The following is a 26,033-nucleotide window of genomic DNA, read 5'->3' as shown; positions in this document are numbered from 1 at the left end:
CTCAAAGAAGCGTCGTCACGAATTCGAAACAGTTCTCATCTCAGCTCATAAGCGTATATTTTCTCGGCTTCCATCTGGTAGCCGGCATCGGCCAGTTCGCTGCTGGAGGCTCTAACCTGCAGCTTTCCCTCGATCCAGTAGGGCTGGTAGAGGTCTTCTACGCGCACGCCCATTTCGCTGAAGATGTGCACGATCTGGTTCGAGGGTGGTGGTGGCACGTGGATGCACGCGCCGTAATAGGGGACCAGCAGGAATTCGGTGGTGCGGCCTTCTTCGCTCACCTCCAGCGGCACGATGTAGCCGGGCAGTTTGATCTGCTGGCCGTCGAGGCTTTTTACCACCGGGGCGTCGGGTGCCTGCTGGCGCGCCGGTGGGGCGGACTCGGCGGACAGGGCGTTGCTGAGCTGCGACATGTCGTGCAGCGGCGCCAGTTGGGGCGGGATGACCGGGGCGCCTTCGGGGATGAGGGCGGGCCAGTCAAGTTCGCGGGGTTCCGAGGCCCACAGCGGCATCGCTACTGTCAGCAGCAGGATCAGCAGCGTATGCAGTGCTGGCCTCTTCGCGGGCATGCCCGCTCCCACAGGGTTCACCACAGGCTTCGAACCTTGTGAAAGCCCTGTGGGAGCGGGCGCGCCCGCGAAGAAGGCGGTGAGGTTTCCGATCATTACTCGCACTCAGAGGTGAATGGACAAGCCATCGGCCAACGACTGCCGATAGGCCCGCCACGCCGGTACGCTGCCCATCAACAGCGCAGCTCCCAGGATGATAGCCAGCAACGTCCATTCATGAGCGCTCGGCATGGCCAGCGGCAAATACAAACCATAGTTGGCTTGCACATACCCCTGCGCCAGGGCGATTCCCGCATACAGCAAGCCAAGCCCGGCAGCGATCCCGACCGCCGCCAGCGACAGTGCCTCCAGCACCAGAAGCCCTGCGATATGCCACGGCCTGGCGCCAACCGAGCGCAATATCGCCATCTCCCTGCGGCGTTCATTGAGGCTGGTGAGAATCGCCGTAAGCATGCCGATCAGGCCGGTCAGCACCACGAACAGCGACACCACGAACAACGCCTGCTCCGCGGTGCCCATCAGGCTCCACAGCTCCTGCAGGGCTACCCCGGGCAGGATCGCCAGCAACGGCTCGCTGCGGTATTCATTGATCTCCCGCTGCAGGCTGAATGTCGCGATCTTGCTGTTCAGGCCGAGCATGAACGCAGTGATGGCGGCAGGCTGCAGGTCCATGGTCCGTGCCTGCTCGGCGCTGATACGCCCGGCGCCACGGGCCGGCACGCCGTTGTGCCAGTCGATGTGGATGGCTTCCATGCCGCCCAGGCTGATATGCAGCGTGCGGTCGACCGGCGTACCGGTGCGCTTGAGCACACCGACCACGGTGAATGGCTTGTCGTCGTGCTTGACCAGGCTGATCGCGGCGACACCATGTGCCAGCACCAGCTTGTCGCCCAGCTTGTAGTGCAACGCCTCGGCCACTTCGGCACCCAGCACCACCTCGAACGGATCATCGGCAAACGCGCGGCCCTGGCTCAATTCCAGGTGCTGGCGGCGGCCGTACTGGTAACGGCTGAAGTAGTCGCCGGTAGTGCCCATCACTCGATAACCACGGTGCGAGTCGCCCAGCGAGATGGGGATGGCCCATTTCACCCGCGGGTCCTTGGCGTAGTGCTCATAGCTGTCCCAACGGATGTTGTTGGTGGCGTTGCCGATGCGGAACACCGAATACAGCAGCAGGTTCACCGAGCCGGAGCGGGCGCCGACGATCAGGTCGGTACCGCTGATGGTGCTGGCGAAACTGGCCCGGGCTTCGGTACGGACCCGTTCAACGGCCAGCAGCAGGCACACCGACAGGGCGATGGCGAAGGCGGTGAGGAATGCGGTGAAGCGGCGGTTGGCCAGGCTGGCCAGGGCAAGGCGGAGCAGGTACATCAGGCCTCCCGGGGCTTGGCGGCACGGTTGAGTTCGGCCAGCGACAGGTGGCGGTCGAACAGCGGCGCCAGGCCCTGGTCGTGGCTGACGAACAGCAGGCTGGCACCGGCGGCGCGGCATTCATCGAACAGCAGGCGGATGAACGCTTCGCGGGTGTCGGCATCCAGCGCCGAGGTCGGTTCGTCGGCGATCACCAGTTCGGGTTGGCCGATCAGTGCGCGGGCGGCAGCGACCCGTTGCTGCTGGCCGATCGACAGGCTGTCGGCGCGGCGGGCGAGCAGGGCGGGGTCGTCCAGGCCCAGGTGGGCCAGCAGCGTGCCGGCTGCCTGGTCGACACTGCCATGGCGCTGCTCGGCGCGGGCCTTGCGGCTGCGCGAGAAGCGGCAGGGCAGCTCGACGTTTTCGCGTACCGAGAGGAACGGCAGCAGGTTGAACTGCTGGAAGATATAACCGGTGTGGTCGACCCGGAAGCGGTCACGGGCGCCTTGGCCCAGGCGGCCGAGGTCCTGGCCGAGCAACTGGATGCGGCCCTGGCCCGGTACGTTCACCCCGCCCAGCAGGCCCAGCAATGTGGTCTTGCCACTGCCGCTGGGGCCCTTGAGAAACAGGGCCTCGCCAGCCTCCAGGCGGAATGCCGGAATATCCAGCAGCGCCGGCTGGCCGGGCCAGGCGAACACCAGGTCATGCAGTTCGATCAACGGCTGGCGCATTCAGAACGCGACCGCGGCCTTGGCCGGTGTGGTTTCCATGCCTTTCTGGCCATTGGGGCCGATCAGTTGAACGTTGATCTTCTGGGTGGCCGGGAAGGCCTTGAACAGCGGAGCGAGGTCCACCTGCATCAGTTTGTCGGGGTTGGCGCAGGTCAGTTGGTAATGGGCGCCGATGTCGCTGTGCTGGTGCTCGTGCTCGTCACCATCGTCGTCGGCTTTCGGGGCATCACTGAACAGCGGGCTTTCCAGTTCCTGCTGGTCTTCCTTGCAGCCAGCGGCAGCGGGCAGGCCGAACAGCTTCAGTGGCTGCTCCAGCTGCTGGCGCACCGCCGCGACCTTGGCCTTGTCGGCGTCGCTGTTGGCGGCGTGTTCGAAGCCGACCAGGTTCATTGCCGGGCTGTCCAGCTCCAGCTCCAGGGTGTTGCCATCGAGCACGGCGTTGAGCTTGGCCACGCCATGCTCGTGGGCGCCGAGGGTGCCGTGGGCGTGGTCGTGATCATGGTCATCATCGTGGGCATGGGCCACGGCCAGGGGCAGCAGGGCGAAGGGCAGGGCGAGCAACAGGCGACGCATGGACGACTCCGGAGCGGGCGGGAAGATTGGGTTATGTTATAACAACTTTTCGGCGTGCTGCCAGCCTGCGTGGCGCAGGTTTCATGTTGGGGTAGGATGGTGGCATTGACTTGGGTTCAGGGAATGCAGCATGAGAATTCGTGGACAGATTGGTGACTGGCCTGTGGATCTGACCATCGAGCTGGCGCCTGAAGAGTGGGCGCAACTGGGGCGGCAGATCGAATTGCCCGCGGTGGCACAGACCGCAACAACGGAAACCGTGGCGACAACTCGTCAGGATGACGGGCAATGGACTGCGGCGCGTGAGGTGTTGCGCCTGGCAGGGCAGATGAGCGGGCCGGAATTGCTGGATCGGCTGGAAGGGCTGGCCGGGAGTACGGCGGCGGGTAAACGGCTGCTGGTGCGCTTGCGGCATAGCAGTGAAGTCAAGGTGGAAAGTGGCGTGGATGCGCCGGTGTATCACTGGGTGGGATAAATCTGTATTGCCTGTGCTGGCCTCGTTCGCGGGCTTGCCCGCTCCCACAGGTATACCACCGGTATTGAATTCAGTGCGTACCCTGTGGGAGCGGGCGTGCCCGCGAACGAGGGCAAAGCCCTCGCAATAGGCCTCAGGTCAGAACATCGCCGCCGACAACTTGCGACGATACACGCCGACCAGCGGGTGATCACCGCCCAGCAGCTCGAACACTTGCAGCAACGCTTTCTGCGGCAGCCCGTTCTCATAGCCACGGTTACGCTGGAACAGCTTCAGCAACCCTTCCAGCGCCGCTTCATACTGCTGGCGCGCCAGCTGCTGGATGCTCAGCTGATAGGCCGCCTCGTCATCCTGAGGGTTCTGTGCCAGGCGGCTTTTCAGGTCGGCCACTTCCGGCAGGCTGGCAGCCTGGCGCAGGAAGGTCAGCTGGGCCTTGGCGCCGGCCAGCGCAGCCTTGTGCTCGTCGGTCTTGACCGCATCCAGCACCACCTGGGCTTCACCCAGCTCCCCGCGCTCGGCCAGGCAACGGGCATACAGGATCAGCGCCTCGGCATTGCTGTTGTCCTCACCCAGCAGTGCCTGCAACAGTGCTTCGGCCTCGGCAAAACGGCTTTCGGCAAACAGCCCCTTGGCCTGCTCCAGCGGCGATGCGCTGGGTGCGGCGGGCAGTTGCACGTGTGGCTCGAGCATGGCGCGGATCGCCGATTCTGGCTGCGCACCGGCAAAGCCGTCCACCGGCTGGCCGTCCTTGAACAGCACCACGGTCGGTAGGCTGCGGATGCCGAACTGGGCAACCACCTGTTGCTCCACGTCACAGTTGATCTTGGCCAGCAGCAGCTCGCCCTGGTAACCCTCTGCGATCTTCGCCAGCAGTGGCATCAGTGCCTTGCACGGCGCGCACCACTCGGCCCAGAAGTCCACCAGCACCGGTTTGTGGAAGGAGTTCTCGATAACCAGTTGCTGGAAGGTGGCATCGGTAGCGTCGAAAATGTAAGGCGTGTCTTGGGTCATCGCGACTCTCGCAAACTCGTGGATAACACCACTATAAGGTGTCGCGGCTGGCGTGGTACAGGCTGACCCGGCGGAATTCGTGCGGCTCGGCCAGGTCCGGCAGGGTCAGCGCTTCCAGCACGCCCAGTTGCTGGTACAGCGGGTGGCTGAAGTCGCGTACCCGCGAGTCGGCCACCAGCGCCTGGCGCCCACGGCCGAGGAAGGCATCCAGCAGCGGCAGGTTGGCGCGGTCGTACAGCACGTCGGCAACCAGGATCAGATCGAAGCGATCGTCTTCGGCGAAGAAATCGCTGCTGTAGCCCAGTTCCACCCCGTTCAGCGCGGCATTCGCGCGGCAGGCATCGAGTGCCAGCGGGTCGAGGTCGCAGGCCACCACTTCCAGCGCACCGGCGCGGGCGGCGGCAATACCGGCGATACCGGAGCCGGCGCCAAAGTCCAGCACGCGCTTGCCGGCTACCCATTCCGGGTGCTCGGCCAGGTAACGGGCCATGGCCAGGCCGCTGGCCCAGCAGAAGCTCCAGTAGGGCGGTTCTTCAAGAATGCGCCGGGTCTCTTCGCTGCTGAAGGCGCGGTCCATGTTCTGGTCGTCGATCAGCCACAGCTTGAGGTCGCAGCCGGGCAGTTCGCTGACGACAAGGCGCGCTTCGCCGATCAGGCCGCTGAGGGCCTGTTGCAGGGGCTGTTGTAGGGAGACTGGCGCCACTTACGGCGCCTTCTCGAAACGCAGCGGGCCGATGGCCTGGGTCTGGGCCTGGGTAATGCGCACCGGCGGCAGGTGCATGATCAGCTGGCCAGAGCTGCTGGCGCGGCCGCGCAGCTCGACCCGGGCACCGGCGGGGAAGGCCTCGGGGTTGAAGCGCAGTTGGTAGGGCAGGGCCTGGCCGGTGCCGGTCAGGTTGCTGCTGGCCAGCAGGCGTTGTGGGCGGTCGCGTTCGTCGATGACCAGCAAGGCCAGCTCCACGTCGGCACCGGCCGGGATTGCCAGCAAGGTGCCGCTCAGCTCGCGCTGGTAGGCCGGCAGCGGGCCCAGCACTGCGGCCGGCTTGGCCGTGCGGGCTGGCGTGGGGGCCGGAGGGGTGTCGGGCTTCGGCCTGTCGCTGCCGCAGGCGGCGAGCAGGGCGGCGCAGCACAGCACGACGAGCGCTCGGTAGTGCATGGGGTAGTCCTTCACGGGCAGATTTCCCATGGATGTTAACCCCTTTGGCTTGTCTTGCCAGTGGGATGCGCTACCATGGCCCTCCCTTTTTTTGTTGCCTGCCACCATGCACTGTCCCTTTTGCGGTGCCAACGACACCAAGGTCATCGACTCTCGCCTCGTCGCCGAGGGCGAGCAGGTGCGTCGCCGCCGCGAATGCGTCGCCTGCGGCGAGCGCTTCACCACCTTCGAAACCGCCGAGCTGGTGCTGCCCCGGCTGATCAAGCAGGACGGCACGCGCCAACCCTTCGACGAAGAAAAACTGCGCGCCGGCATGCAGCGGGCACTGGAAAAACGCCCGGTCAGCGTCGAGCGCCTTGAAGCTGCGCTGGCGCATATCAAGAGCCGCCTGCGTGCCACCGGCGAGCGTGAAGTCAAATCGCTGGTGGTGGGTGAGATGGTCATGGCCGAGCTGCGCAAACTCGACGAAGTGGCCTATATCCGTTTTGCCTCGGTTTACCGCCGCTTCCAGGACCTCGACGAGTTCCGCGAAGAAATCGACCGCCTGGCTCGCGAGCCAGCTAAAGAGTGACCATGCCCAGCCAAGCTGCCATCCTCGACGCCCACTACATGGCCCGCGCGCTGGAGCTGGCGCGCAAGGGCCTGTACACCACCCACCCGAACCCGCGCGTAGGCTGCGTGATCGTGCGCGATGGCGAGGTGGTCGGTGAAGGCTGGCATGTGCGCGCCGGCGAGCCGCATGCCGAAGTGCATGCCCTGCGACAGGCTGGTGAGCGTGCCCGTGGCGCCTGTGCCTATGTCACCCTCGAGCCGTGCAGCCACCATGGCCGTACGCCGCCGTGCGCCGAAGCGCTGGTCAAGGCCGGCGTGGCACGGGTGGTAGCCGCCATGCAGGACCCCAACCCGCAAGTGGCGGGGCAGGGTCTGCGGCGCCTGGCCGAGGCCGGTATCGAAGTGGCCAGCGGCGTGCTCGAGGCCGAGGCCCGCGCACTCAACCCCGGTTTCCTCAAACGCATGGAGCACGGCCTGCCGTTCGTTCGCGCCAAGCTGGCCATGAGCCTGGATGGCCGCACCGCCATGGCCAGTGGCGAAAGCCAGTGGATCACCGGCCCGGCCGCCCGTTCGGCGGTGCAGCGCCTGCGCGCCCGCTCCAGCGTGGTGCTGACCAGCGCCGCCAGCGTGTTGGCCGATAACGCGCGGATGACCGTGCGCGGCACCGAGCTGGGCCTGGACGCCGAAACCACCGCCCTGGCACTCAGCCGCACACCGCTGCGCGTGCTGGTCGATGGCCGCCTGCGCCTGCCGCTGGATGCACCGTTCTTCCAGGCTGGCCCGGCGTTGGTGGTGACCGCTGTCGCAGATGACCCGCGCTATGCCGCTGCCGGCCACGAACTGCTCAGCCTGCCGGGTGACAATGGCCAGGTAGACCTGCCGGCGCTGCTGCAGGCCCTGGCAACCCGTGGCGTCAACGAAATCCTGCTGGAAGCCGGTGCCGGCCTGGTCGGCGCCTTCGCCCGGCAAGGCCTGATCGACGAGTACCAGTTGTTCGTCGCTGGCACTTTCCTCGGTTCCCAGGCCCGCCCGCTGCTGGACTGGCCACTGGACAAGATGAGCGAAGCGCCGCGGCTGAAAATTACCGAAATGCGCGCAGTGGGCGATGACTGGCGGGTCACGGCCATCCCCCTGCCGGCGCCCGGCGTATAATGCCAGGCTTGCCCCGCGCAAACCGTTTTTGAGGAAGACCCCATGTTCACCGGCATCATCGAATCCATCGGCACCATCCGCAGCCTGACCCCCAAGGGTGGCGACGTGCGCGTCTACGTCGAAACCGGCAAGCTCGACCTGGATGACGTCAAGCTCGGCGACAGCATCGCCGTCAACGGCGTGTGCCTGACCGCCGTCGAACTGCCGGGTGACGGCTTCTGGGCCGACGTCAGCGTCGAAACCCTCAAGCGCACCGCCTTCATCGACCTCAAGAGCGGCAGCAAGGTCAACCTTGAAAAAGCCCTGACCCCCACCACCCGGCTGGGCGGGCACCTGGTCAGCGGCCACGTCGACGGGGTCGGCGAAATCATCTCGCGCAGCGATAACGCCCGCGCCATCCAGTTCCGCGTGCGCGCACCGAAGGAACTGGCCAAGTACATCGCCCACAAGGGTTCGATCACCGTCGACGGCACCAGCCTGACGGTCAACGAGGTCAATGGCGCCGAGTTCGAGCTGACCATTGTCCCGCACACCCTGTCCGAAACCATCATGGCCGACTACCGTGCAGGGCGTCGGGTAAACCTTGAGGTCGACCTGCTGGCCCGTTACCTGGAGCGTTTGCTGCTGGGTGACAAGGCCGCCGAACCGAGCAAGGGCAGTGGCATTACCGAAAGCTTCCTGGCCGCCAACGGCTTCTTGAAATCCTGATTGAGAAGGGGGTGCCGCGTGGCGCTCAACAGCATCGAAGAACTGGTCGAAGACATCCGCCAGGGCAAAATGGTCATCCTCATGGATGACGAAGACCGCGAAAACGAGGGCGACATCATCATGGCAGCCGAGTGCTGCCTGCCCGAGCACATCAACTTCATGGCCAAGCACGCCCGTGGCCTGATCTGCATGCCGATGACCCGCGAGCGTTGCGAAACGCTGAAGCTGCCGCTGATGGCGCCGCGCAACGGCTCGGGCTTCGGCACCAAGTTCACCGTGTCGATCGAAGCCGCCGAAGGTGTCACCACCGGCATCTCCGCCGCTGACCGTGCACGCACCGTGCAGGCGGCCGCTGCCAAGGACGCCAAGGCCGAAGACATCGTCAGCCCAGGCCACATCTTCCCGCTGATGGCCCAGCCTGGCGGTACCCTGGCCCGTGCCGGCCACACCGAGGCCGCGTGCGACCTGGCGCGCATGGCCGGTTTCGAGCCGAGCGGCGTGATCTGCGAAGTGATGAACGACGACGGCACCATGTCGCGCCGCGCCGAGCTGGAAGTGTTCGCCGCCGAGCACGGCCTGAAGATCGGCACCATCGCCGACCTGATCCACTACCGCATGATCCACGAGCGCACCGTGCAGCGCGTCTCCGAGCAACCGGTGGAGAGCGAGCTGGGCGAGTTCAACCTGGTCACCTACCGCGACGCGGTGGAAGGCGACGTGCACATGGCCCTGACCCTGGGCAAGATCTGCGCCGAAGAGCCGACCCTGGTGCGCGTGCACAACATGGACCCGCTGCGCGACCTGCTGCTGGTCAAGCAACCGGGCCGCTGGAGCCTGCGCGCCGCCATGGCCGCCGTGGCCGAGGCCGGCAGCGGCGTGGTATTGCTGCTGGGCCACCCGCTGGACGGCGACGTGCTGCTGGCGCACATCCGCGAAAGCGCGGGCGATGCACCCGCCAAGGCACCGACCACCTACAGCACCGTGGGTGCCGGTTCGCAGATCCTGCGTGACCTTGGTGTGCGCAAGATGCGCCTGATGAGTTCGCCGATGAAGTTCAACGCGATATCCGGATTCGATCTGGAAGTTGTAGAATACGTGCCCTCCGAGTGACTTGAGGCGGCAGTGACGCCCTCCAGCTCGAGTCCATACCCCTGTCGAGGCCGCCAGCATGCGGCCTCGCTCTTGAAGATGAGAATATCGGAATGACCCTGAAGACCATCGAAGGTACCTTCATCGCCCCCAAAGGTCGCTATGCTTTGGTGGTTGGCCGCTTCAACAGCTTCGTCGTCGAAAGCCTGGTAAGCGGTGCCGTTGACGCCCTGGTACGCCACGGTGTCAGCGAAAGCGACATCACCATCATCCGTGCCCCGGGTGCATTCGAAATCCCGCTGGTGGCACAGAAGGTCGCCCAGCAAGGCGCCTACGACGCGATCATCGCCCTGGGCGCCGTGATCCGTGGTGGTACCCCGCACTTCGAATACGTGGCGGGCGAATGCACCAAGGGCCTGGCCCAGGTGTCCATGGAGTTCGGTGTTCCGGTGGCCTTCGGCGTACTGACCGTCGACTCCATCGAACAGGCCATCGAGCGTTCCGGCACCAAGGCCGGCAACAAAGGTGCTGAAGCTGCCCTGTCCGCTCTGGAAATGGTCAGCCTGCTGGCGCAGTTGGAGGCCAAGTGATTAGCGACGAAAGCGATCGTTTCAACCCGCGCGATCCAAAACCTGCGGATGCCGGCAAGCCATCGAAGAGCGCCAAGCGCCGCGAAGCCCGCAAGCTCGCGACCCAGGCACTGTACCAGTGGCACATGGCGCAGCATTCGCTGAACGAGATCGAAGCGCAGTTCCGGGTCGATAACGATTTCACCGATGTCGACGGTGCCTATTTCCGCGAGATCCTGCATGGGGTCCCGGCAATCAAGGGCGAAATCGACAAAGCGTTGGTGCCGTGCATGACCATCGCATTGGAAGAGCTCGACCCGGTCGAGCTGGCCGTGCTGCGCCTGTCCACCTGGGAACTGATCAAGCGCGTTGACGTGCCGTACCGCGTAGTGATCAACGAAGGGGTGGAACTGGCCAAGGTCTTCGGCGCCACCGACGGCCACAAGTTCGTCAACGGCGTGCTGGACAAGCTCGCCCCGGCCCTGCGCGAAGCAGAAGTCAAGGCGAACAAGCGCTGATCCTGGCGCTTGCGGACCATGGGTGAGTTCGAGCTGATCAGCCATTACTTCGCCGCCGCGCCCTGTGCGCAAGGCGGTGAAGGCGTGGCCCTGGGCATCGGTGACGACTGCGCCCTGCTGAGCCTTCCCGCCGGCGAGCAACTGGCGGTGTCCACCGACACCCTGGTTGCCGGGGTGCATTTTCCGGCTGTGTGCGACCCCTGGTTGCTCGGCCAGCGCTCGCTGGCCGTGGCGGCCAGCGACCTGGCTGCCATGGGCGCCACCCCCATCGGTTTCACCCTTGCCCTGACCTTGCCCGAGGTCAGCACCGACTGGCTGCAAGCCTATGCCAGCGGCCTCAACCGCATGGCCGGCCACTGCCAGCTGAGCCTGATCGGTGGCGATACCACCCGTGGCCCCCTGAGTATCACCATGACCGTGTTCGGCCGGGTTCCGGCGGGGCAGGCGTTGCGCCGTGGCGGGGCTCGCCCGGGCGACTTGCTGTGCGTGGGCGGTGAGCTGGGCAATGCGGCGGGTGCCTTGCCGCTGGTGCTGGGCCAGCGCCAGGCCGATGCCGCGCTGGCGCAGCCGTTGCTCGACCATTACTGGTCGCCATCGCCACAGTTCGCCCTGGGCCAACTGCTGCGCGGGCGTGCCACCTCGGCGCTGGATATTTCCGACGGCTTGCTGGCCGACTGCGGGCATATCGCCAAGGCCTCCCGTGTGGCGCTCGAGGTGAACCTGGAGCAGGTACCGGTGTCAGCCGCTCTGCAGGGGTTCCTCGGTGCCGAGGCCGCCGTGCAGGCGGCGCTGACCGGTGGCGACGACTATGTGCTGGCGTTCACCTTGCCGCCAGCCGAGCTTTCATCCCTGCAGGCACAAGGCCTGGCTGCGTTCCATGTCATCGGGCGGGTGCTCGAAGGGCAGGGTGTCAGCCTGCGCGACCAGCAGGGCCAGGACATCACCCCGCGGCAACGCGGCTATCAACATTTTAGGGAGACACCGTGACCGATCACCCCAACCAGGTGCCTGCGGAGTTCGTTCCGCCTTCGGTCTGGCGCAACCCGTGGCACTTCATCGCCTTCGGTTTCGGTTCCGGCACCTTGCCCAAGGCGCCGGGCACCTGGGGCTCGCTGGTGGCCATACCGTTCATCCCGCTGTGGCAGATGCTGCCCGACTGGGGCTACTGGCTGTTGCTGGGCGTGAGCATGCTGTTCGGCTTCTGGCTCTGCGGCAAGGTCGCCAATGACCTGCGCGTGCACGACCATGAAGGCATTGTCTGGGACGAGATCGTCGGCATGTGGATAACCCTCTGGCTGGTGCCGGAAGGCTGGCAGTGGCTGCTGGCGGGGTTCCTGATGTTCCGCTTTTTCGACATCCTCAAGCCGTGGCCGATCCGCTGGGTCGACCGCCATGTGCATGGGGGCGTCGGGATCATGCTCGACGATATCCTGGCCGGCGTGTTTGCCTGGCTGGGGATGCAGGTTCTGGTGTGGGCGGTTGCCTGATACAGGGAGCGTGTGAATGGCCATGAGGACGGTGCTGCTGGCAATGCTGCTGAGCTTTGCCCCGTGGGCGGCGGCTGCCGAAGGTATGCCGAAGCAGATCCACCTGGTCAGCGAAGAGTGGCTCGACTACACCAACGCCGACGGTACCGGGGTAGCCTGGGACGTGCTGCGCAAGGTGTTCGAGCCGGCCGGGGTCAAGGTCGTGACCCAGAGCGCGCCTTACAGCCGTGCGATCGGGCTGGTCAAGCGTGGCGAGGCTGACGCCTGGGTAGGCTCGTACAAGGACGAGAACGACGACAACCTGTACCCGCGCTGGCACTTCGACATGGACCACATCTACGCCCTGGGGCTGGTCAGCAAGCCTGTGCCTACCCAGCAGACCATAGGCCATTACCGCCTGGCCTGGGTGCGAGGCTACGACTTCGGCAGCTACCTGCCCAATGTGCATGACTTTCGCGAAGTCCAGCGCCGCGAAGGCATTTTGCCGATGCTCGAGCATGACCGCGTGGACTACTACATCGATGCGCTGACCGAGGTCGACTACGTGCTCGGCCAGACCTCCCAACCCGAGCGTTTCCGCCGCACCCATGTGGCCGAGCTGCCGCTGTACCTGGCCTTTGCCCGCAACGCACAGGCCAAGGCCCTGCGCGACCTGTTCGACAAGCGCATGGCCGAGCTGGTGCGCAGTGGCGAGCTGAAGCCGATCTTCGAGCACTGGCAGCAGCCGTATCCGTTCAGCCCGGATAGCAAACCGCATTGAGGCGCAGAGCACCAAGGCCTGTGCGGTCCCTGTGGGAGCGGGTTTACCCGCGAACACCGGCGAAGCCGGTGCCAGGCGCCGCGTTACCTTCTTCGCGGGTAAACCCGCTCCCACAGAAGCCCGCGTAGGGGGCAGGGTTGATCGATGGCCTAATAAGCATCGAACTTTTCGATCTTAAGCCACGGTATTCAGCCAGCCCACATCCCCCAACCTGCTGATACAATCGGCCCACGAGAAATTTTCAACTTATTCCAGGAGCACAACGTGCCCGTCGTCTTTGTTGCCGCCTCTAAACTCCCGACTCCCTTCGCGACCTTCACCATGCATGGCTTCCTCGACGAAGCCACTGGCCGTGAGCACGTGGTGCTCAGCCTGGGTGACATCGCGGACGGCCAGCCGGTGCTGGGGCGCCTGCACTCCGAGTGCCTGACCGGCGATGCCCTGTTCAGCCAGCGCTGCGACTGCGGCTCGCAGCTGGAAGCCGCGCTGCAGGCCATCGCCCGTGAAGGCCGTGGCGTGCTGCTGTACCTGCGTCAGGAAGGCCGTGGCATCGGCCTGCTGAACAAGATTCGAGCCTACGAGCTGCAGGATGGTGGCGCCGATACCGTCGAGGCCAACGAGCGCCTGGGCTTTGCCGCCGACCAGCGCGACTACGCCATGTGCCTGCCGATGCTGGAGCACCTGGGCGTGAAGTCGCTGCGCCTGATGACCAACAACCCGCGCAAGGTCAAAGCCCTGACCGACATGAACATCGTCGTCGCCGAGCGCGTACCACTGCACACCGGGCACAACCCGCACAACCGCTACTACCTGGCAACCAAGGCCGGCAAGCTGGGCCACATGCTGGGTAACGAGCACCAGGGCGAGGTGCCTCAGGCGTGACCCGCGCCGAGGTCAAGCGGCGCCTGGCGCTGGCCTGGTGGCAGTACCTGGCGGTGGGCCTGGTGCCGCTGCCAGTGATGGCCTGGGCCTTCGGTGGCGGGGATGGGCTGGCCTCGGTGCTGGCCATGCCACTGTTCATTGCCGGCGCGGCGACCATGTTCCTCAGCCTGCCGCGCTTCGGTGCCTACAAGCGCGCCCTCATCGCCACGTCCAAGGTGCTCGGCACTGGCGAAGAGCCTGCCGCCTGGATCGAGCTGGCGCGGGTGCGGCGCCTGGCCATGCTGTATGCCTGCTTCCCGGCCTGGGTCGCCGCCTTGTCGGTGCTGGTCGGCCTCGAGGCGGTGCCGCAGATCCTGCTGGCGTTGTCCACCGCAGTTGTGCTGTACCTCTATCGCATTCCACGCCAGCTCGGCTGATGCGCCTGCTGCCCGGCCTGCTGGCGCTGTTCGTCTGTTCCGCACTGGCCGCCGAACCCCTGCGGGTGGTCAGCCTGGCCCCGTCGATGAGCGAGATCATGCTCGAACTGCAGGCCGATGACCTGCTGGTAGGTGTGCTCGACGGTGGCGAACGGCCGGCGGCGCTGCGCGAGCTGCCCTCGGTGGGGCGCCAGGGGCAGCTGGACCTCGAACGCTTGCTCAGCCTTCGCCCCGACCTGTTGCTGCTGTGGCCGGGCAGTGTGTCGCCGGCCCAACGTGGCCAGCTCAAGCGCCTGGGCATCGCAACGTACAGCGCAGAACCCCATGACATCGACCAGCTGATCGAGCAGATCGAAGCCATCGCCGAACGTATCGGCCGTGCCGAACAGGGCCATCGGTATGCCCAGGCCCTGCGTGACCGGCTGCGGCAGCTGCGCCAGCAGTATCGACGGGACGAGCCCCTGCAGGTGTTCTACCAGGTCTGGGACCGACCGCTGTATACGCTCGGTGGCCGGCAGGTGGTCAGCGATGCCCTGGCCGTTTGCGGCGCGCGTAATGTCTTCGCCGATCTCACCCAGCCGGCGCCGCAGGTAAATGTGGAGTCTGTGCTGCTGCGCAACCCGCAGGTCATTCTGGCAGGTGATGAGGCGCAGCTGGAGAGTTGGAAGGCCTGGCCGCAACTGCGTGCGGTTGCCGATGATCGTTTACTGGTGGTGCCCGACAAAGGCCTGGAGCGGCCTAGTGGGCAGATGATCGAAGCTACGGCGCGCTTGTGTGCGCTGCTCGAGGCTAAAGCACCAACGCCCAGGTGAGGTTCTGCGAGGGCTGCGCCATCGATCGCTGGCAAGCCAGGCTCCCACAGGGATAGCGCATGACTTGAGGCTGGCGCGGTCGAGGTGGGAGCTGGCTTGCCGGCGATTGGGCCGCAAAGCGGCCCCCGGGGATTACAGGCCGAGCCTGGCCATGCGGGCCTTCACCGAAGCCCCGATCCCAGCCGCATCAAGCCCACACTCAGCCAGCATCTGCGCAGGCTTGGCATGCTCGACATAGATGTCCGGCAACCCCAGGTGCAGCAGCGGTTTCACGATCGCCTGGCTGGCCAGGAACTCACCCACAGCCGCACCGGCACCGCCCATGATGGCGTTTTCTTCGATGGTCACCAGCAGCTCATGGCTTGCGGCCAGTTCCAGCACCAGTGCCTCGTCCAGCGGTTTGACGAAGCGCATGTCGACCACGGTAGCGTTGATCTGCTCAGCTACCTGCATGGCCTCGGCCAGTTGCACGCCGAACACCAGCAAGGCGACTTTCTCGCCCTGGCGACGGACCACGCCCTTGCCGATTTCCAGCGGTTCCAGGTCACCACTGATCGGCGCGTTCGGGCCGGTGCCACGCGGGTAGCGCACAGCCGCCGGGCCGTTGTACAGGTGGCCGGTGCTGAGCATCTTGCGCAGCTCGTTCTCGTCGCTTGGGGTCATCACCAGCATGCCCGGGATGCAGCGCAGGTACGACAGATCGTAGCTGCCCGCATGGGTCGGGCCGTCTTCGCCGACCAGGCCGGCGCGGTCGATGGCGAACAGCACGTCGAGGTTCTGTACCGCCACGTCGTGGATCAGCTGGTCGTAGGCGCGCTGCAGGAAGGTAGAGTAGATCGCCACCACCGGCTTGCTGCCCTCGCAAGCCATGCCGGCCGCCAGGGTCACGGCATGCTGCTCGGCGATCGCCACGTCGAAGTAACGCTCCGGGTAGCGCTCGCTGAACTCGACCAGGTCGGAGCCTTCCTTCATCGCCGGGGTAATGCCCACCAGGCGGTTGTCGGCGGCAGCCATGTCGCACAGCCACTGGCCGAACACCGCGGAATATTTCGGGCCGCTGGCTTTCTTCGGTGCGGCGGGTTTGTCGGCCGGCTCCAGCTTGGTGATGGCGTGGTAGCCGATCGGGTCGATCTCGGCCGGGGCGAAGCCCTTGCCCTTCTTGGTCACCACGTGCAGGAACTGCGGGCCCTTGAGGTCACGCATGTTGCGCAGGGTGGCGATCATGGTCGGCAGGTCGTGGCCGTCGATCGGGCCGATGTAGTTCCAGCCCAATTCTTCGAACAGCGTGCCCGGCACCAGCATGCCTTTGGCGTACTCCTCGGTGCGACGGGCGATTTCCCAGGCGCCCGGCAGGCGCGACAGCACTTTCTTGCTGCCTTCGCGCATGCTCGCGTAGGTGCGGCTGGAGAGGATCTTGGCCAGGTAGTTGGACAGGCCGCCGACATTGCGCGAAATCGACATGTCGTTGTCGTTGAGGATCACCAGCATGTCGGCGTTGACTTCCTGGGCGTGGTTCAACGCCTCGAAGGCCATGCCGGCGGTCAGCGCGCCGTCGCCGATTACCGCGATCGACTTGCGGTTGCTGTTCTGCAGGCGGGCGGCAATGGCCATGCCCAGTGCGGCGCTGATCGAGGTGCTGGAGTGGCCGACGCCGAAGGTGTCGTACTCGCTCTCGCTGCGGCGCGGGAAGGCGGCGATGCCGTCCTTCTGGCGCAGGCTGAGCATGCGGTTACGGCGCCCGGTGAGGATCTTGTGCGGGTAGGCCTGGTGGCCCACGTCCCACACCAGCCGGTCGTCGGGGGTGTCGAAGACGTAGTGCAGGGCGATGGTCAGCTCGATGACACCCAGGCCGGCACCAAAATGCCCACCGGTCTGACCCACGGTGTAGAGCAGTTCCTGGCGCAGTTCGTCGGCCAGGGTCTCCAGGTCGGCTTCGGCCAGCCGGCGCAGGCCGGCAGGCGTGTCAGCGCGGTCGAGCAACGGCGTGACCGGGCGTTCGCGGGGGATCTCTTGAAACGTCGTGGGCATCAGGCGAGTCGTTATAGGTGTGTGAAGACGCGGCAGTTTACCCCATTGTAGGAAATACTGCCCATTCAGACGGGTGTAGCATCGGGGCTGCTTTGCAGCCTATCGCCGGGCAAGCCAGCTCCCACAGGTTGTTCACAATGCTCAAGGCCTGTGGGGGCTCTGTGGGAGCTGGCTTGCCGGCGATGGGCCGCACAGCGGCCCCAATCAAATCAGTTGCGACGTTCGACGATGTAGCGTGCCAGCGCTCGCAGCGGCTCGGCCTTGTCGTCGAACCCACTCAGTGCGACCAGCGCCTGGTCGCGCAGTTCGATCGCATAGGCCTTGGCCGCTTCCAGGCCCAGCAGTGCCGGGTAGGTCGGTTTGTCACGGGCGATATCGGCCCCCTGGCGTTTGCCCAGGGTGGCGGTGTCGCTTTCCACGTCGAGGATGTCGTCCTGCACCTGGAACGCCAGGCCGATGGCCTGTGCATAGGTCTGCAGGGCATCCAGTTGCGCCTGTTCGGCGCGGGCGCTGGCCAGGGCGCCGAGGCGCACGCTGGCTTCGATCAGCGCACCGGTCTTGTGCCGGTGCATGAACTCCAGCGCCTGTTGGTCCAGCTTCAGGCCAACCGAGCCCAGGTCGATGGCCTGGCCACCGACCATGCCTGCCGGGCCGGCAGCCTTGGCCAGGGCCTGGACCATGGCCAGGCGAATGCTGTCAGCCTGCGGGCTCAGGCGCGGGTCGAGCAGGGCGCTGAAGGCCAGGCTCTGCAAACCGTCGCCGGCGAGGATCGCGCAGGCTTCATCGAAGGCTTTGTGGGTGGTCGGCTGGCCGCGGCGCAGGTCGTCGTCATCCATGGCCGGCAGGTCGTCATGCACCAGCGAGTACGCGTGGATCAGTTCCACCGCACAGGCTGCGCCGTTGGCCTGTTCGGCCGGGGCGCCCAAGGCTTCGCAGGCCGCGTAGGCCAGCAGCGGACGAACGCGTTTGCCGCCGTTCATCACGCTGTAGCGCATGGCGGCGTAAAGGCGTTCGAGTTCCTTGGTCGGGGCGACGAACAACGGTTCGAGGGCGGCGTCGACCCGCGCCTGGCAGCTGGCCTGGTAGGTGCCGATCATGCTTCCGGCTCCGCGTCGAAGGGCTGTGCTGCCAGTTCGCCATCGCGTTCCAGCAGGATCTGCACCTTCTGTTCGGCCTGGGCCAGGGCGCCCTGGCAATCGCGGGTCAGGGCGATGCCTTGCTCGAAGGCGGCCAGCGACTCTTCCAGCGACAACTCGCCGTTCTCCAGGCGCTCGACCAGTGCTTGCAGGTCTGCGAGGGATTGCTCGAAATCGAGGGAGGCTTTTTTGCGGGCCATGGCGACTGTCTCGGTGGCATTCAGAACGGCGCGACACTAGCAGAGCGGGGCGGGGGGAGCAAACTTCAGGGGCAACGCTGTTGGTTTCAAGGGCCCTTTCGCGGGCTTGCCCGCTCCCACAGGTGCACCACAGGTCTTGAAGACTGTGATGTACCTGTGGGAGCGGGCAAGCCCGCGAATGGCCCCAAGGTGGCCTGTCAGGCTGGCTCTGCTTCCAGCTCCAGCATGGCCTCACGGTACCGCGCCAGTTCCTCGATGGTCAGCACCGGCAGATTGTATTGCCGCGCATACATCGCCACCTGTTCGCCACGGGCCATCGTGCCATCGGGGTTCATCAGTTCGCACAGTACTGCCGCCGGTCGCAATCCGGCCAGGCGTGCCAGGTCTACGGAGCCTTCGGTGTGGCCACGGCGGGTCAGCACCCCGCCATTGCGGGCGCGCAGCGGGAACACATGCCCCGGGCTGACGATATGGCGCTGGTCCGCAGTGGAGCGCAGTGCCGCGCCAATGGTGGTGATGCGGTCCTGGGCGGACACCCCGGTGGTAATGCCTTCCGCCGCCTCGATGGTGACGGTGAAGCCGGTGCCATGGCGGGCCTGGTTGTTCTGCACCATCGGTGCCAGTTGCAGTTCGTCGACGGTGGCCTCGTCCAGGCACAGGCAGACGATGCCGCTGCAATCGCGAATCATCATGGCCATGGTCTGCAGCGAGATGTTCTCGGCGGCGGCGATGATGTCCGCTTCGTCCTCGCGGTCGTCGTCGTCGAGCAGCAGCACAGGGCGCCCGGCCTGGAAGGCGGCGATGGCGGCGCTGACATTGGGGAATTGCGGGTGGTGCTTGGTGGACATGAAACGCTCCTCGTGAATGATCGATGAACGTCTCGGGGCGAACAAAATGCGCGCGCAGGGGCGCCCGGATGGCCCCTGCCTGACGCCTTCTTTCATCCGGACTATGACCGTCGGCTCTGGAGTCTCACCAGATCTGCTGACCCCCGGCATGGCCGGGGCGCTCGCGGGCTCATCTTTCGATTTACCGCCGGTGGGGACTTTCACCCCGCCCTGAAGACCCGCCAAGCATACAGCACATTGCCACCCCGCTGGCAACCCACGGCTCTACGACCTTTGGCGGTACCGCTTGCCCATGGTGCTTTGGCTTATCAGGGTAGCCTAGGTCAGTATCGCGGTTTCTTCCTCAGCCGGCCTGAGTTTAATAGAGATCATTGGCATTTATCAGATCAATTATCAAACACTCAAGTAGGTCACTGAGCCATTTCACTTCGATGACTTCCTTGTTGCTCAGGCCAATGATCCTGTCAAGGCGCTCTCCGTGAGCGGATTTGTTTCTAACGAAGTAAGCATACTTGATGCACAGGATGGCAATGACTTCCTGGCTTTTCGATAAGCCTGCCTTGAGGTGTTTCTCTATATGTGCCTCTACGGCGCCGATGTGCTGGGCTTTGGTGAGCGAATCCTTACGGTAAGACAAAGTCTCTTTGAATACTTGCATGAGTCTTGCGTCTGTGTACCTCAGTACGAAATCTTTGAATGCGCCTGCCTTGCCGTCATGTTCGTAATCGTTGAGGATCAACTGCCTCCAGCGGAGTTTTTGGCGTAGTTCATCTGCCGTTATGTCTCCCAGCAAGGTTCTCGAGCTTTCCGACGCTCGGGCATGATCTAGGAGAAGTGATCTGGTCGTCTGTTGACATTCGAAATCAGTGCTTTTCCTGGCGATAGTTCGATAAAGAGCATTGAATGACTTCCACAGGGAGTCAAACCGGTCATAAATGTCATGTTTGGTTTTCGAACGAGTCAGGTGAGATACAGCCTTAAGAAGACCTGCACCTTTTTCTGATTCTGCGAGGATGGCTTCAAGTCGATCAATCTTGAAGCCAGAAAGGAATCCGCATGTGAGCTTGGCGTGGCTTTTGAAGTCGGTATCTTCGATCTTCTTTACACCGGCTGGGCGGTCGCGATATTGGGTTGATATGGTTATGGAGGTTAGTTCTGGGATTGTCGTTTTTCTGCAGATGTAGAAGAATATGGCTTTAGTGATCTGCCCATACAGTGCGCTTTGGTAGTTGTTGAATACGCCATTCAAATCGATTTTCGAGGCTCGGGTGCAGTTTATCGAGATTTTTCGGTTTGTGATTACCAGTTGGTCTTGATACGAACCGCCGCCGCTGTAATCGATAAACCCAGAAAAAAGTGTTTCTGGCTTTTCGCTGTTTTTCAGGTCTATCTCAATAAGGTAATGGTATCTTTGACGCATCGTTCATCCATGATTCAGAGAGCACATGAATGAACCGTATCAGTAAATCATGAGTGATGGCTATAGGCCATTTCTGGCGGCAAGGCAGTACTTCGCCCAGGCATCATGGTTTCCCTTCATTTCAATGTGTTCAGATCGTCATCGGCTCTACTGTGACATCCCTTCAATCACCCGCTTCAGCGAAGCCGGTAACATCGGCCCATGCCCCAGCCCGTCAATCCGCTCGAACCGTGCCTGCAACCCCGGCACCTTGGCCAGGTCTGCCACCAGCTCCCGCGCCGCCCGTTCTCCATCCCCTTGCACCGGCATGCGCGGGTTAGCCGGCTCCTCACTCCCGCGCATCAGCAACAATCGAGGCCGGCTGCTACCCAAGCGCTGGTCAAGCCCCTGCGCCTCACGCACGATCGCACCGTCATGCCACCACAGCGAAGGGCTGGCCGCCACATAGTCACTGAAAGCCCCAGGCCGGGTGAACAGCGCATGCAGCACGGCCAACCCACCGTAGGAATGCCCCCACAACGTCTGCCGCTGCAGGTCGATCGGTGCCACACCCGCCACTAGCGGCCGCATGCGCTCGCTCAGCAGATCGAGGAACTCGTCCACGCCACCGCTCGGTTGCCCGGTCAACGGGTCCAGTTGCTCAGCCTGACCAGGCAACGCCGGGGTGTAGTCATAGGTACGCCCGACCCGCTCGATCCGCTGATCGGTCTGGTACCCCACGGCCACCAGCAATGGCGCCTGGCCGGCGGCAAGCTTGCCCAGCAGCAGGCTGTCCAGCGCCCCCAGCGCGGCGTTGCCATCGAGCACCCACAGCACCGGGTAACCCGCCGCTGGCGCCGGGCGGTCTGGTTTGCCGACCCACAAGCGGTAATGACGCTGGCCATCGGCCGAGTCCAGGTCGAGCTGGCTGAAGCGGTAGGCCAGGTCCTGGCGCTGCAGCAGCGAGGTATCCATCCTCTGTTGATGCTCGGGCTGCGCCAGGGCAGCAGGGGCCGCAAGGGCCAGTGCCAAAGCCAGCGTCAGGGTCATCTTGCTCATCAGGTGTCTCATCAGGGCTTTGCAAGGAGCGCAAGGCAGAAACGCCAAGATGATAATCAGTCCTGATTGAGCGTAAAGCGCATTAACTTTCTAAACAGTCCCGGGCCATCGGCAAAGTCATGTGCAGGCACAGGCCTGGGTGACCGTTGCTGGCCCACAAGCGACCGCCTTGCAGTTCGATGGCGCGGCGGGCGATGGCCAGGCCCAGGCCGAAGCCCGCGCCGCTGTCGGCCAGCCGCTGGTAGGGCTTGAAGATGCGTTCGAGCTCGGCGTGCGGCACCCCGGGCCCCTGGTCACTCAGGCGCAGGTGCCAGCAGTCGCCCTCCAACCAGCCATCCAGGCTGACCCGGCCCTCGGCCGGCGAGTGGCGGATGGCATTGCGCATCAGGTTTTCCAGGGCTTGGGCCAGGCTGTCCAGGTGGGCTTGCACCACGCAGTCGGTGCCGAGCGAGCAGGGCAGGCGGGCGCGGTCCCAGCCGCTTTCGAAGCAAATGTCCTGGCACAAGGCTTCCCACACCGAAACCATCAATACCGGTTCGGTCGGCAAGCAGGGCTGTTCGGTGTCCATCCAGGCCAGGTCCAGCGTGTTCTCCAGAAGCTTCTGCATGTCGGCGACCTCGCGGTCCAGGCGCTCGCGCAACTGGGCCGGCGGCAAGCCGCTGTCATGGGCGATGCGCAGCCGCGCCAGCGGCGTGCGCAGTTCGTGAGACAGCGTGCGCAGCAACAGGCGCTGCTGCTCCAGGCTCTGGCGCAGGCGCCCGGCCATGTGCTCGAAGGCCTGCGCCAGTTCGCCAAGCTCATCGCGCCGCTCCTGCAGGGGCAGGGCCGGGCTGTCGAGGTCGTCGGCACGCAGGGCGTCGGCGCGGTCGCGCAGGCGGTTCAGTGGCACCACAAGGTGGCGGTACAGCGCCAGAACCAGCAGCAGGGCGAGTAGCGTGGGGGCAACGCCATGGGTGATTACATGGGTCCATGGGGTCAGGCCGGTAGGCAACAGGTGTTCGGGCAGTTGCATTACCAGGCGACCGTGCTCGGGGTGTTGCGGGAACTCGATGCTGACGTAGGGCAGTTCATCCTGCAGGCGCCGGCTCATCGGCCAGTCGAGCTTGCGCATGAAAGTCAGGTGGCTAGCTTCCTCAGCGCTCAGTGGGGTGCTGCCAAGGCTCTGCAGGTGCGGCCCGACCAGCGCCACCCAAGTGCCCTCGGCCTGTTGCAGTTGCCTGCGCCAGGCCTCGGCACTCTCCGCGCCGCCTTGCTCCCATGCCTGTTCGGCTTGCTGTGCAAAGCGCGCCAGGTAGTCCTGGTCGGCTTGGGACAGGAAGTAGGTACTGCGCTCCACCGACAGGCCCCAGGTCCAGATCAGCCAGGTCAGCAACAGGCAGAAGCCAACCTGCAGTACGGCCAGTTTCCATAGCAGGGGATGACGGCGCATCAGGCTTTTTCCGTGTCGACCAGGATGTACCCCTGGCCGCGTACGGCCTGGATCTGCAGGTGCTGGGCATCGATGTCGGCCAGCTTGCGGCGCAGGTTGCACACATGCACATCCAGGCCGCGATCCAGGCGGGTGTAGGCCCGGTGCAGCACGGTCTGGTAGAGAAATGGTTTGCTCAAGGCTTCGGAAGGGTGGGCCCGCAGGGTGGCCAGCAAGCGGAATTCGGACGCGGTGAGGCCGGCAGCCTTGCCGTTGTGGATAACGTCCTGGCGGTCCTGGTCGAGCATCACCTCGCCGACGTCGGCACGCAGCGCCGTACCACGATCGAACGCCACACGCCGCAGCAATGCATCGACCCGGGCGTCCAGCTCGGCCAGGCTGAAGGGCTTGGGCAGGTAATCGTCCGCGCCCCGGGTAAAGCCACTGATGCGATCCTGCTCGGCCCCCAGCGCCGACATCAGCATGACCGGCACCGCCTGCTGCTGGCGCAACTCGTCGAGCAGGCTGAGGCCGTCGATGCCTGGCAGCATGATATCCAGCAGCACCAGCTCGAACTGTGATTGCTGTATGGCATTCAGGGCCTGGACGCCGGTGGCGCATGCGTGCACTCGGAAACCCCGGTTGAGGAAATGGCGTTCCAGGTCCTGACGCAGGCTTGCGTCGTCTTCGGCTAGGAGGAGTGAGGTGGGCACGGCGAGCCTTGAATGAGAATTCGTATCAGTTACGAATCATCCCATTGCCGGCAGGGCGAGGGCAACGCCTGGATGTGTTAAGAAGGTTAATCCTGCTGCACCCCCGATTTCCCTTCGGTATCGTTCGCAAAAAGCAACTTGTTTCGTTTGCGAATTACTACCATTTGGGGAAAGGGTGTGTCATGAGCAGTTTCAAAAGTTTGGGGGACTCGCGACGGGGTCGGGGCTGGCTGGTGCTGGGGCTGTTGGCGCCGTTCTCGTTGTCGGCACTGGCCGAGACGGTAGCGACTCAGGCGTCTGCCGAGGACAGCGCGCTTGACCTGCCGGCATTGACCATCGAGGGCAACCGCCTGTATGACATGCTGCCGTCGGAAGAAACTGGCGGCTACAGCGTGGATGCCGCCACGGTGGGCACCAAGACCCCCGCAGCGCTCAAGGACATCCCGCAATCGATCACCGTCTACACCCAGGACTACGTCAAGGACCGCCAGTTCGTGCACCTCGATGACCTGGCCAAGTACACCGCCGGCCTGCGCACCCTGACCAACGACAGTGGCCGTTCGTCGATCTACGCCCGTGGCTACGAGTACAGCGAGTTCAATATCGACGGCCTGCCGGCGCCCATGGCCAGCATCTTCGGTACAGTACCGTCGCTGGCGGCATTCGACCGTGTCGAGATCATGCGTGGCCCGGCTGGGCTGTTCAGCAGCACCAGCGAACTGGGCGGCATCGTCAACATGGTGCGCAAGCGCCCGACCGCCGAGTTCCAGGGGCATGTCGAAGGCAGCTATGGCACCTGGGACACCAACCAAGAAGAAATCGACCTGAGCGGGCCGCTGGATGATGCCGGCCGCGTGCGCGGGCGCTTCATCGCCTCGCGTGACGACACCAATGGCGAGGTCGACTACAACGCCAACACCAGCAACAGCTACTACGGTGCGCTGGACGTCGACCTGGACGACGCCACCACCCTGTCGTTCGGCCTGATTCATGAAGTGAAGAACATCACTCCGCACAATGGCTATCCGGCAACGCTGTCCGGCGAAGTACCCGACTTCAGCCATTCGAAGTTCCTGGGGGCTGACTGGAATTACTTCGACGGCAAGACCACCGACCTGGTCGCCGAGCTGACCCACCGCTTCGACAACGGCGGCTATGGCCGTGTCGCAGCCCGTGGCTCGCATCGCGACACCAATTACCTGTACGCCTTCACCGCGACCAACGCCACCACTGGCGCGAACTCCGAGCGCGCCAGCGCCCGCGATTTCACCCAGGACACCTACTCGCTGGACGCCAGCTACAGCCAGCCGTTCGAAACCTTCGGCCAGGTCAGCGAATTCGTGGTCGGCAGCGACTACAAGAATTACGACACCGAGTACCTCAACGGCACAACCAACCTGGGCGCCATCAACGTCGATACATACTCGCCCAAGCAGTTCGCCAAGCCATCGCCCAACTACAGCACCGAGACCGGTATGCAGGAAGAGGAATACGGCCTGTACTCCAAGGTCACCTTCCGCCCGGTCGAGCGTCTGGCGCTGATCGCCGGGGGCCGCTTCAGCTGGTATCGCGGTGATTTTTACACCACTACCCTCAGCAGCGGCGCCACCACCAACGACAGCAAGCGCGTGGATGGCCACTTCACCCCGTATGGCGGCCTGGTCTACGACCTGACCGAGAACCATGCGCTGTACGCCAGCTATTCGCAGGTTTTCAAGCCGCAGTCCGACACCGACAGCAATGGCCGGGTGCTCAAGCCGCGTGAGGGCGAGCAATACGAGTTCGGTCTCAAGAGCAGCTACTTCGGCGGCGACCTGAATACTCGCTTCTCGGTGTTCCGCCTGACGGACAAGAACCGCGCGACCACCGTGTATGACGCCGACGGTGTCGCTACCACTGACTCTGTTGCATCCGGCAAGACCCGTGTGAAAGGCGCCGAAGTGGAAGTGAGCGGCAAGCTGACGCCGAACTGGGAAGTGCTGGCCGGCTACACCTGGATGGAAACCGAAACCCTCAAGGGCGATGCCGAAACCACCTTCTTCATCATGCCGCGCAACCAGGCATCGCTGTGGAGCAAGTACACCATCAGCCAAGGGCCGCTGAACGGCCTGGCCATTGGTGGCGGTATTTCGGCGATGAGCAACTTCTATTCCGAGAACGGCGGTGTGCGCATCGACGCGCCAGGCTATGCGACGGTGGATGCAATGCTGTCTTATCCGGTTACCTCGAAGCTGACGGCCACCTTCAACATCAACAACCTGTTCGACCGGGACTACCTGTCGCGGGTGGGGTCGACCTCGACGTTCAACTTCTACGGGCCGTCGCGGAGCATGATGGTTGGGGCGCGGTATGACTTCTGATAATCAGATTTTTCCCGTTGCGCGTAGGCCATTTCTGAAATAGCTTCCTAGCGCCCTTGAGCCATTGCGGTA

General features: G+C 64.4%; 29 protein-coding genes and 1 riboswitch. Of the genes, 14 read left to right on the top strand and 15 right to left on the bottom strand.

Features of this window, described 5'->3' with window-relative positions:
* Window positions 1-35: 35 nt before the first annotated feature.
* The 4 genes from CAG34_RS20015 to CAG34_RS20000 form a co-directional block, all read right to left on the bottom strand.
* Entirely contained in the window at window positions 36-548 is a 513-nt protein-coding gene (locus tag CAG34_RS20015) for a DUF3299 domain-containing protein (RefSeq protein WP_025337514.1), read from the bottom strand.
* A gap of 126 nt (window positions 549-674) precedes the next feature.
* On the bottom strand, window positions 675-1,940 hold the full coding sequence (locus tag CAG34_RS20010) for an ABC transporter permease (RefSeq protein WP_085592009.1): 1,266 nt from the start codon (window positions 1,938-1,940) through the stop codon (window positions 675-677).
* A complete protein-coding gene (locus CAG34_RS20005; RefSeq protein WP_085592007.1) occupies window positions 1,940-2,650 on the bottom strand; it encodes an ABC transporter ATP-binding protein in 711 nt (236 codons plus the stop codon). Before CAG34_RS20005 ends, CAG34_RS20010 begins: the two co-directional genes overlap by 1 nt.
* Window positions 2,651-3,223 (bottom strand): DUF2796 domain-containing protein, encoded by a 573-nt coding sequence (locus CAG34_RS20000; protein WP_085592005.1) that lies wholly within the window; start codon window positions 3,221-3,223, stop codon window positions 2,651-2,653.
* A 130-nt stretch (window positions 3,224-3,353) separates the two neighbouring features.
* Between CAG34_RS20000 and CAG34_RS19995 the strand changes: the two genes are divergently transcribed.
* Window positions 3,354-3,698: a hypothetical protein gene (locus tag CAG34_RS19995; RefSeq protein ID WP_075044453.1), complete on the top strand. Its 345-nt coding sequence runs from the start codon at window positions 3,354-3,356 to the stop codon at window positions 3,696-3,698.
* A gap of 138 nt (window positions 3,699-3,836) precedes the next feature.
* Here CAG34_RS19995 and trxA read toward each other — a convergent pair whose 3' ends face one another.
* The 3 genes from trxA to CAG34_RS19980 are packed head-to-tail and all read right to left on the bottom strand — an operon-like array spanning window position 3,837 to window position 5,865.
* Window positions 3,837-4,709 (bottom strand): thioredoxin, encoded by an 873-nt coding sequence (trxA, locus tag CAG34_RS19990; RefSeq protein WP_025337519.1) that lies wholly within the window; start codon window positions 4,707-4,709, stop codon window positions 3,837-3,839.
* 31 nt (window positions 4,710-4,740) lie between these two features.
* A complete protein-coding gene (locus CAG34_RS19985) occupies window positions 4,741-5,412 on the bottom strand; it encodes a methyltransferase (RefSeq protein WP_025337520.1) in 672 nt (223 codons plus the stop codon).
* A complete protein-coding gene (locus tag CAG34_RS19980; protein ID WP_025337521.1) occupies window positions 5,413-5,865 on the bottom strand; it encodes a YbaY family lipoprotein in 453 nt (150 codons plus the stop codon).
* 106 nt (window positions 5,866-5,971) lie between these two features.
* On the opposite strand from CAG34_RS19980, the gene nrdR reads away from it, so the two are divergent.
* The 12 genes from nrdR to CAG34_RS19920 all read left to right on the top strand — a co-directional run bounded on the left by nrdR (window position 5,972) and on the right by CAG34_RS19920 (window position 14,810).
* Window positions 5,972-6,436: a transcriptional regulator NrdR gene (gene nrdR, locus CAG34_RS19975; protein WP_003255402.1), complete on the top strand. Its 465-nt coding sequence runs from the start codon at window positions 5,972-5,974 to the stop codon at window positions 6,434-6,436.
* Between the two features lie 2 nt (window positions 6,437-6,438).
* A complete protein-coding gene (gene ribD / locus CAG34_RS19970; RefSeq protein WP_085592002.1) occupies window positions 6,439-7,569 on the top strand; it encodes a bifunctional diaminohydroxyphosphoribosylaminopyrimidine deaminase/5-amino-6-(5-phosphoribosylamino)uracil reductase RibD in 1,131 nt (376 codons plus the stop codon).
* 42 nt (window positions 7,570-7,611) lie between these two features.
* Complete coding sequence (locus CAG34_RS19965) at window positions 7,612-8,277, top strand: riboflavin synthase (protein WP_060499542.1); 666 nt, start codon at window positions 7,612-7,614, stop codon at window positions 8,275-8,277.
* Between the two features lie 18 nt (window positions 8,278-8,295).
* Window positions 8,296-9,387 (top strand): bifunctional 3,4-dihydroxy-2-butanone-4-phosphate synthase/GTP cyclohydrolase II, encoded by a 1,092-nt coding sequence (gene ribBA / locus CAG34_RS19960; protein ID WP_016484697.1) that lies wholly within the window; start codon window positions 8,296-8,298, stop codon window positions 9,385-9,387.
* 92 nt (window positions 9,388-9,479) lie between these two features.
* Window positions 9,480-9,956, top strand: a complete 477-nt coding sequence (ribE, locus tag CAG34_RS19955) for a 6,7-dimethyl-8-ribityllumazine synthase (RefSeq protein WP_003255395.1) — start codon at window positions 9,480-9,482, stop codon at window positions 9,954-9,956.
* On the top strand, window positions 9,953-10,453 hold the full coding sequence (nusB, locus tag CAG34_RS19950; RefSeq protein ID WP_003255393.1) for a transcription antitermination factor NusB: 501 nt from the start codon (window positions 9,953-9,955) through the stop codon (window positions 10,451-10,453). Before ribE ends, nusB begins: the two co-directional genes overlap by 4 nt.
* 18 nt (window positions 10,454-10,471) lie before the next feature.
* The gene (thiL, locus tag CAG34_RS19945) at window positions 10,472-11,440 is read left to right on the top strand and encodes a thiamine-phosphate kinase (protein WP_085592000.1); all 969 of its coding nucleotides are present in this window, start codon (window positions 10,472-10,474) and stop codon (window positions 11,438-11,440) included.
* Complete coding sequence (locus CAG34_RS19940) at window positions 11,437-11,940, top strand: phosphatidylglycerophosphatase A (protein WP_004376077.1); 504 nt, start codon at window positions 11,437-11,439, stop codon at window positions 11,938-11,940. Before thiL ends, CAG34_RS19940 begins: the two co-directional genes overlap by 4 nt.
* A gap of 16 nt (window positions 11,941-11,956) precedes the next feature.
* Window positions 11,957-12,700, top strand: a complete 744-nt coding sequence (locus CAG34_RS19935) for an ABC transporter substrate-binding protein (protein WP_085591998.1) — start codon at window positions 11,957-11,959, stop codon at window positions 12,698-12,700.
* A 264-nt stretch (window positions 12,701-12,964) separates the two neighbouring features.
* On the top strand, window positions 12,965-13,582 hold the full coding sequence (ribA, locus tag CAG34_RS19930) for a GTP cyclohydrolase II (RefSeq protein ID WP_003260612.1): 618 nt from the start codon (window positions 12,965-12,967) through the stop codon (window positions 13,580-13,582).
* Window positions 13,579-13,998, top strand: a complete 420-nt coding sequence (locus CAG34_RS19925) for an MFS transporter (RefSeq protein WP_085591996.1) — start codon at window positions 13,579-13,581, stop codon at window positions 13,996-13,998. The genes ribA and CAG34_RS19925 overlap by 4 nt, the downstream gene beginning before the upstream one ends.
* Window positions 13,998-14,810 carry a cobalamin-binding protein gene (locus tag CAG34_RS19920; RefSeq protein WP_085591994.1) on the top strand — a complete coding sequence of 271 codons (813 nt, stop codon included), beginning with the start codon at window positions 13,998-14,000 and terminating at the stop codon, window positions 14,808-14,810. The genes CAG34_RS19925 and CAG34_RS19920 overlap by 1 nt, the downstream gene beginning before the upstream one ends.
* A 132-nt stretch (window positions 14,811-14,942) precedes the next feature.
* Here CAG34_RS19920 and dxs read toward each other — a convergent pair whose 3' ends face one another.
* The 8 genes from dxs to CAG34_RS19880 form a co-directional block, all read right to left on the bottom strand.
* Window positions 14,943-16,838, bottom strand: a complete 1,896-nt coding sequence (gene dxs / locus CAG34_RS19915; RefSeq protein WP_085591992.1) for a 1-deoxy-D-xylulose-5-phosphate synthase — start codon at window positions 16,836-16,838, stop codon at window positions 14,943-14,945.
* A gap of 209 nt (window positions 16,839-17,047) precedes the next feature.
* Window positions 17,048-17,935, bottom strand: coding sequence for a (2E,6E)-farnesyl diphosphate synthase (ispA, locus tag CAG34_RS19910; RefSeq protein ID WP_085591990.1), 888 nt, complete (start codon window positions 17,933-17,935; stop codon window positions 17,048-17,050).
* Window positions 17,932-18,174: an exodeoxyribonuclease VII small subunit gene (locus tag CAG34_RS19905; RefSeq protein ID WP_003255380.1), complete on the bottom strand. Its 243-nt coding sequence runs from the start codon at window positions 18,172-18,174 to the stop codon at window positions 17,932-17,934. The genes ispA and CAG34_RS19905 overlap by 4 nt, the downstream gene beginning before the upstream one ends.
* Before the next feature lie 197 nt (window positions 18,175-18,371).
* Entirely contained in the window at window positions 18,372-19,022 is a 651-nt protein-coding gene (ribB, locus tag CAG34_RS19900; RefSeq protein ID WP_085591988.1) for a 3,4-dihydroxy-2-butanone-4-phosphate synthase, read from the bottom strand.
* Between the two features lie 80 nt (window positions 19,023-19,102).
* Window positions 19,103-19,244, bottom strand: a riboswitch (FMN riboswitch).
* A gap of 136 nt (window positions 19,245-19,380) precedes the next feature.
* Window positions 19,381-20,442 (bottom strand): hypothetical protein, encoded by a 1,062-nt coding sequence (locus tag CAG34_RS19895; protein ID WP_085591986.1) that lies wholly within the window; start codon window positions 20,440-20,442, stop codon window positions 19,381-19,383.
* Window positions 20,443-20,589: 147 nt separating this feature from the next.
* On the bottom strand, window positions 20,590-21,480 hold the full coding sequence (locus CAG34_RS19890) for an alpha/beta hydrolase (protein ID WP_085591984.1): 891 nt from the start codon (window positions 21,478-21,480) through the stop codon (window positions 20,590-20,592).
* 82 nt (window positions 21,481-21,562) lie between these two features.
* Complete coding sequence (locus tag CAG34_RS19885) at window positions 21,563-22,909, bottom strand: sensor histidine kinase (RefSeq protein ID WP_085591982.1); 1,347 nt, start codon at window positions 22,907-22,909, stop codon at window positions 21,563-21,565.
* Window positions 22,909-23,601 (bottom strand): response regulator transcription factor, encoded by a 693-nt coding sequence (locus CAG34_RS19880; protein ID WP_025337533.1) that lies wholly within the window; start codon window positions 23,599-23,601, stop codon window positions 22,909-22,911. The genes CAG34_RS19885 and CAG34_RS19880 overlap by 1 nt, the downstream gene beginning before the upstream one ends.
* 182 nt (window positions 23,602-23,783) lie before the next feature.
* On the opposite strand from CAG34_RS19880, the gene CAG34_RS19875 reads away from it, so the two are divergent.
* The gene (locus tag CAG34_RS19875; RefSeq protein WP_085591981.1) at window positions 23,784-25,961 is read left to right on the top strand and encodes a TonB-dependent siderophore receptor; all 2,178 of its coding nucleotides are present in this window, start codon (window positions 23,784-23,786) and stop codon (window positions 25,959-25,961) included.
* Window positions 25,962-26,033: the final 72 nt, after the last annotated feature.

The organism is Pseudomonas sp. B14(2017) (assembly GCF_002113255.1).
GTDB classification, from domain to species: domain Bacteria; phylum Pseudomonadota; class Gammaproteobacteria; order Pseudomonadales; family Pseudomonadaceae; genus Aquipseudomonas; species Aquipseudomonas putida_Z.
This window is presented reverse-complemented; position numbering and strand designations above follow the sequence as displayed.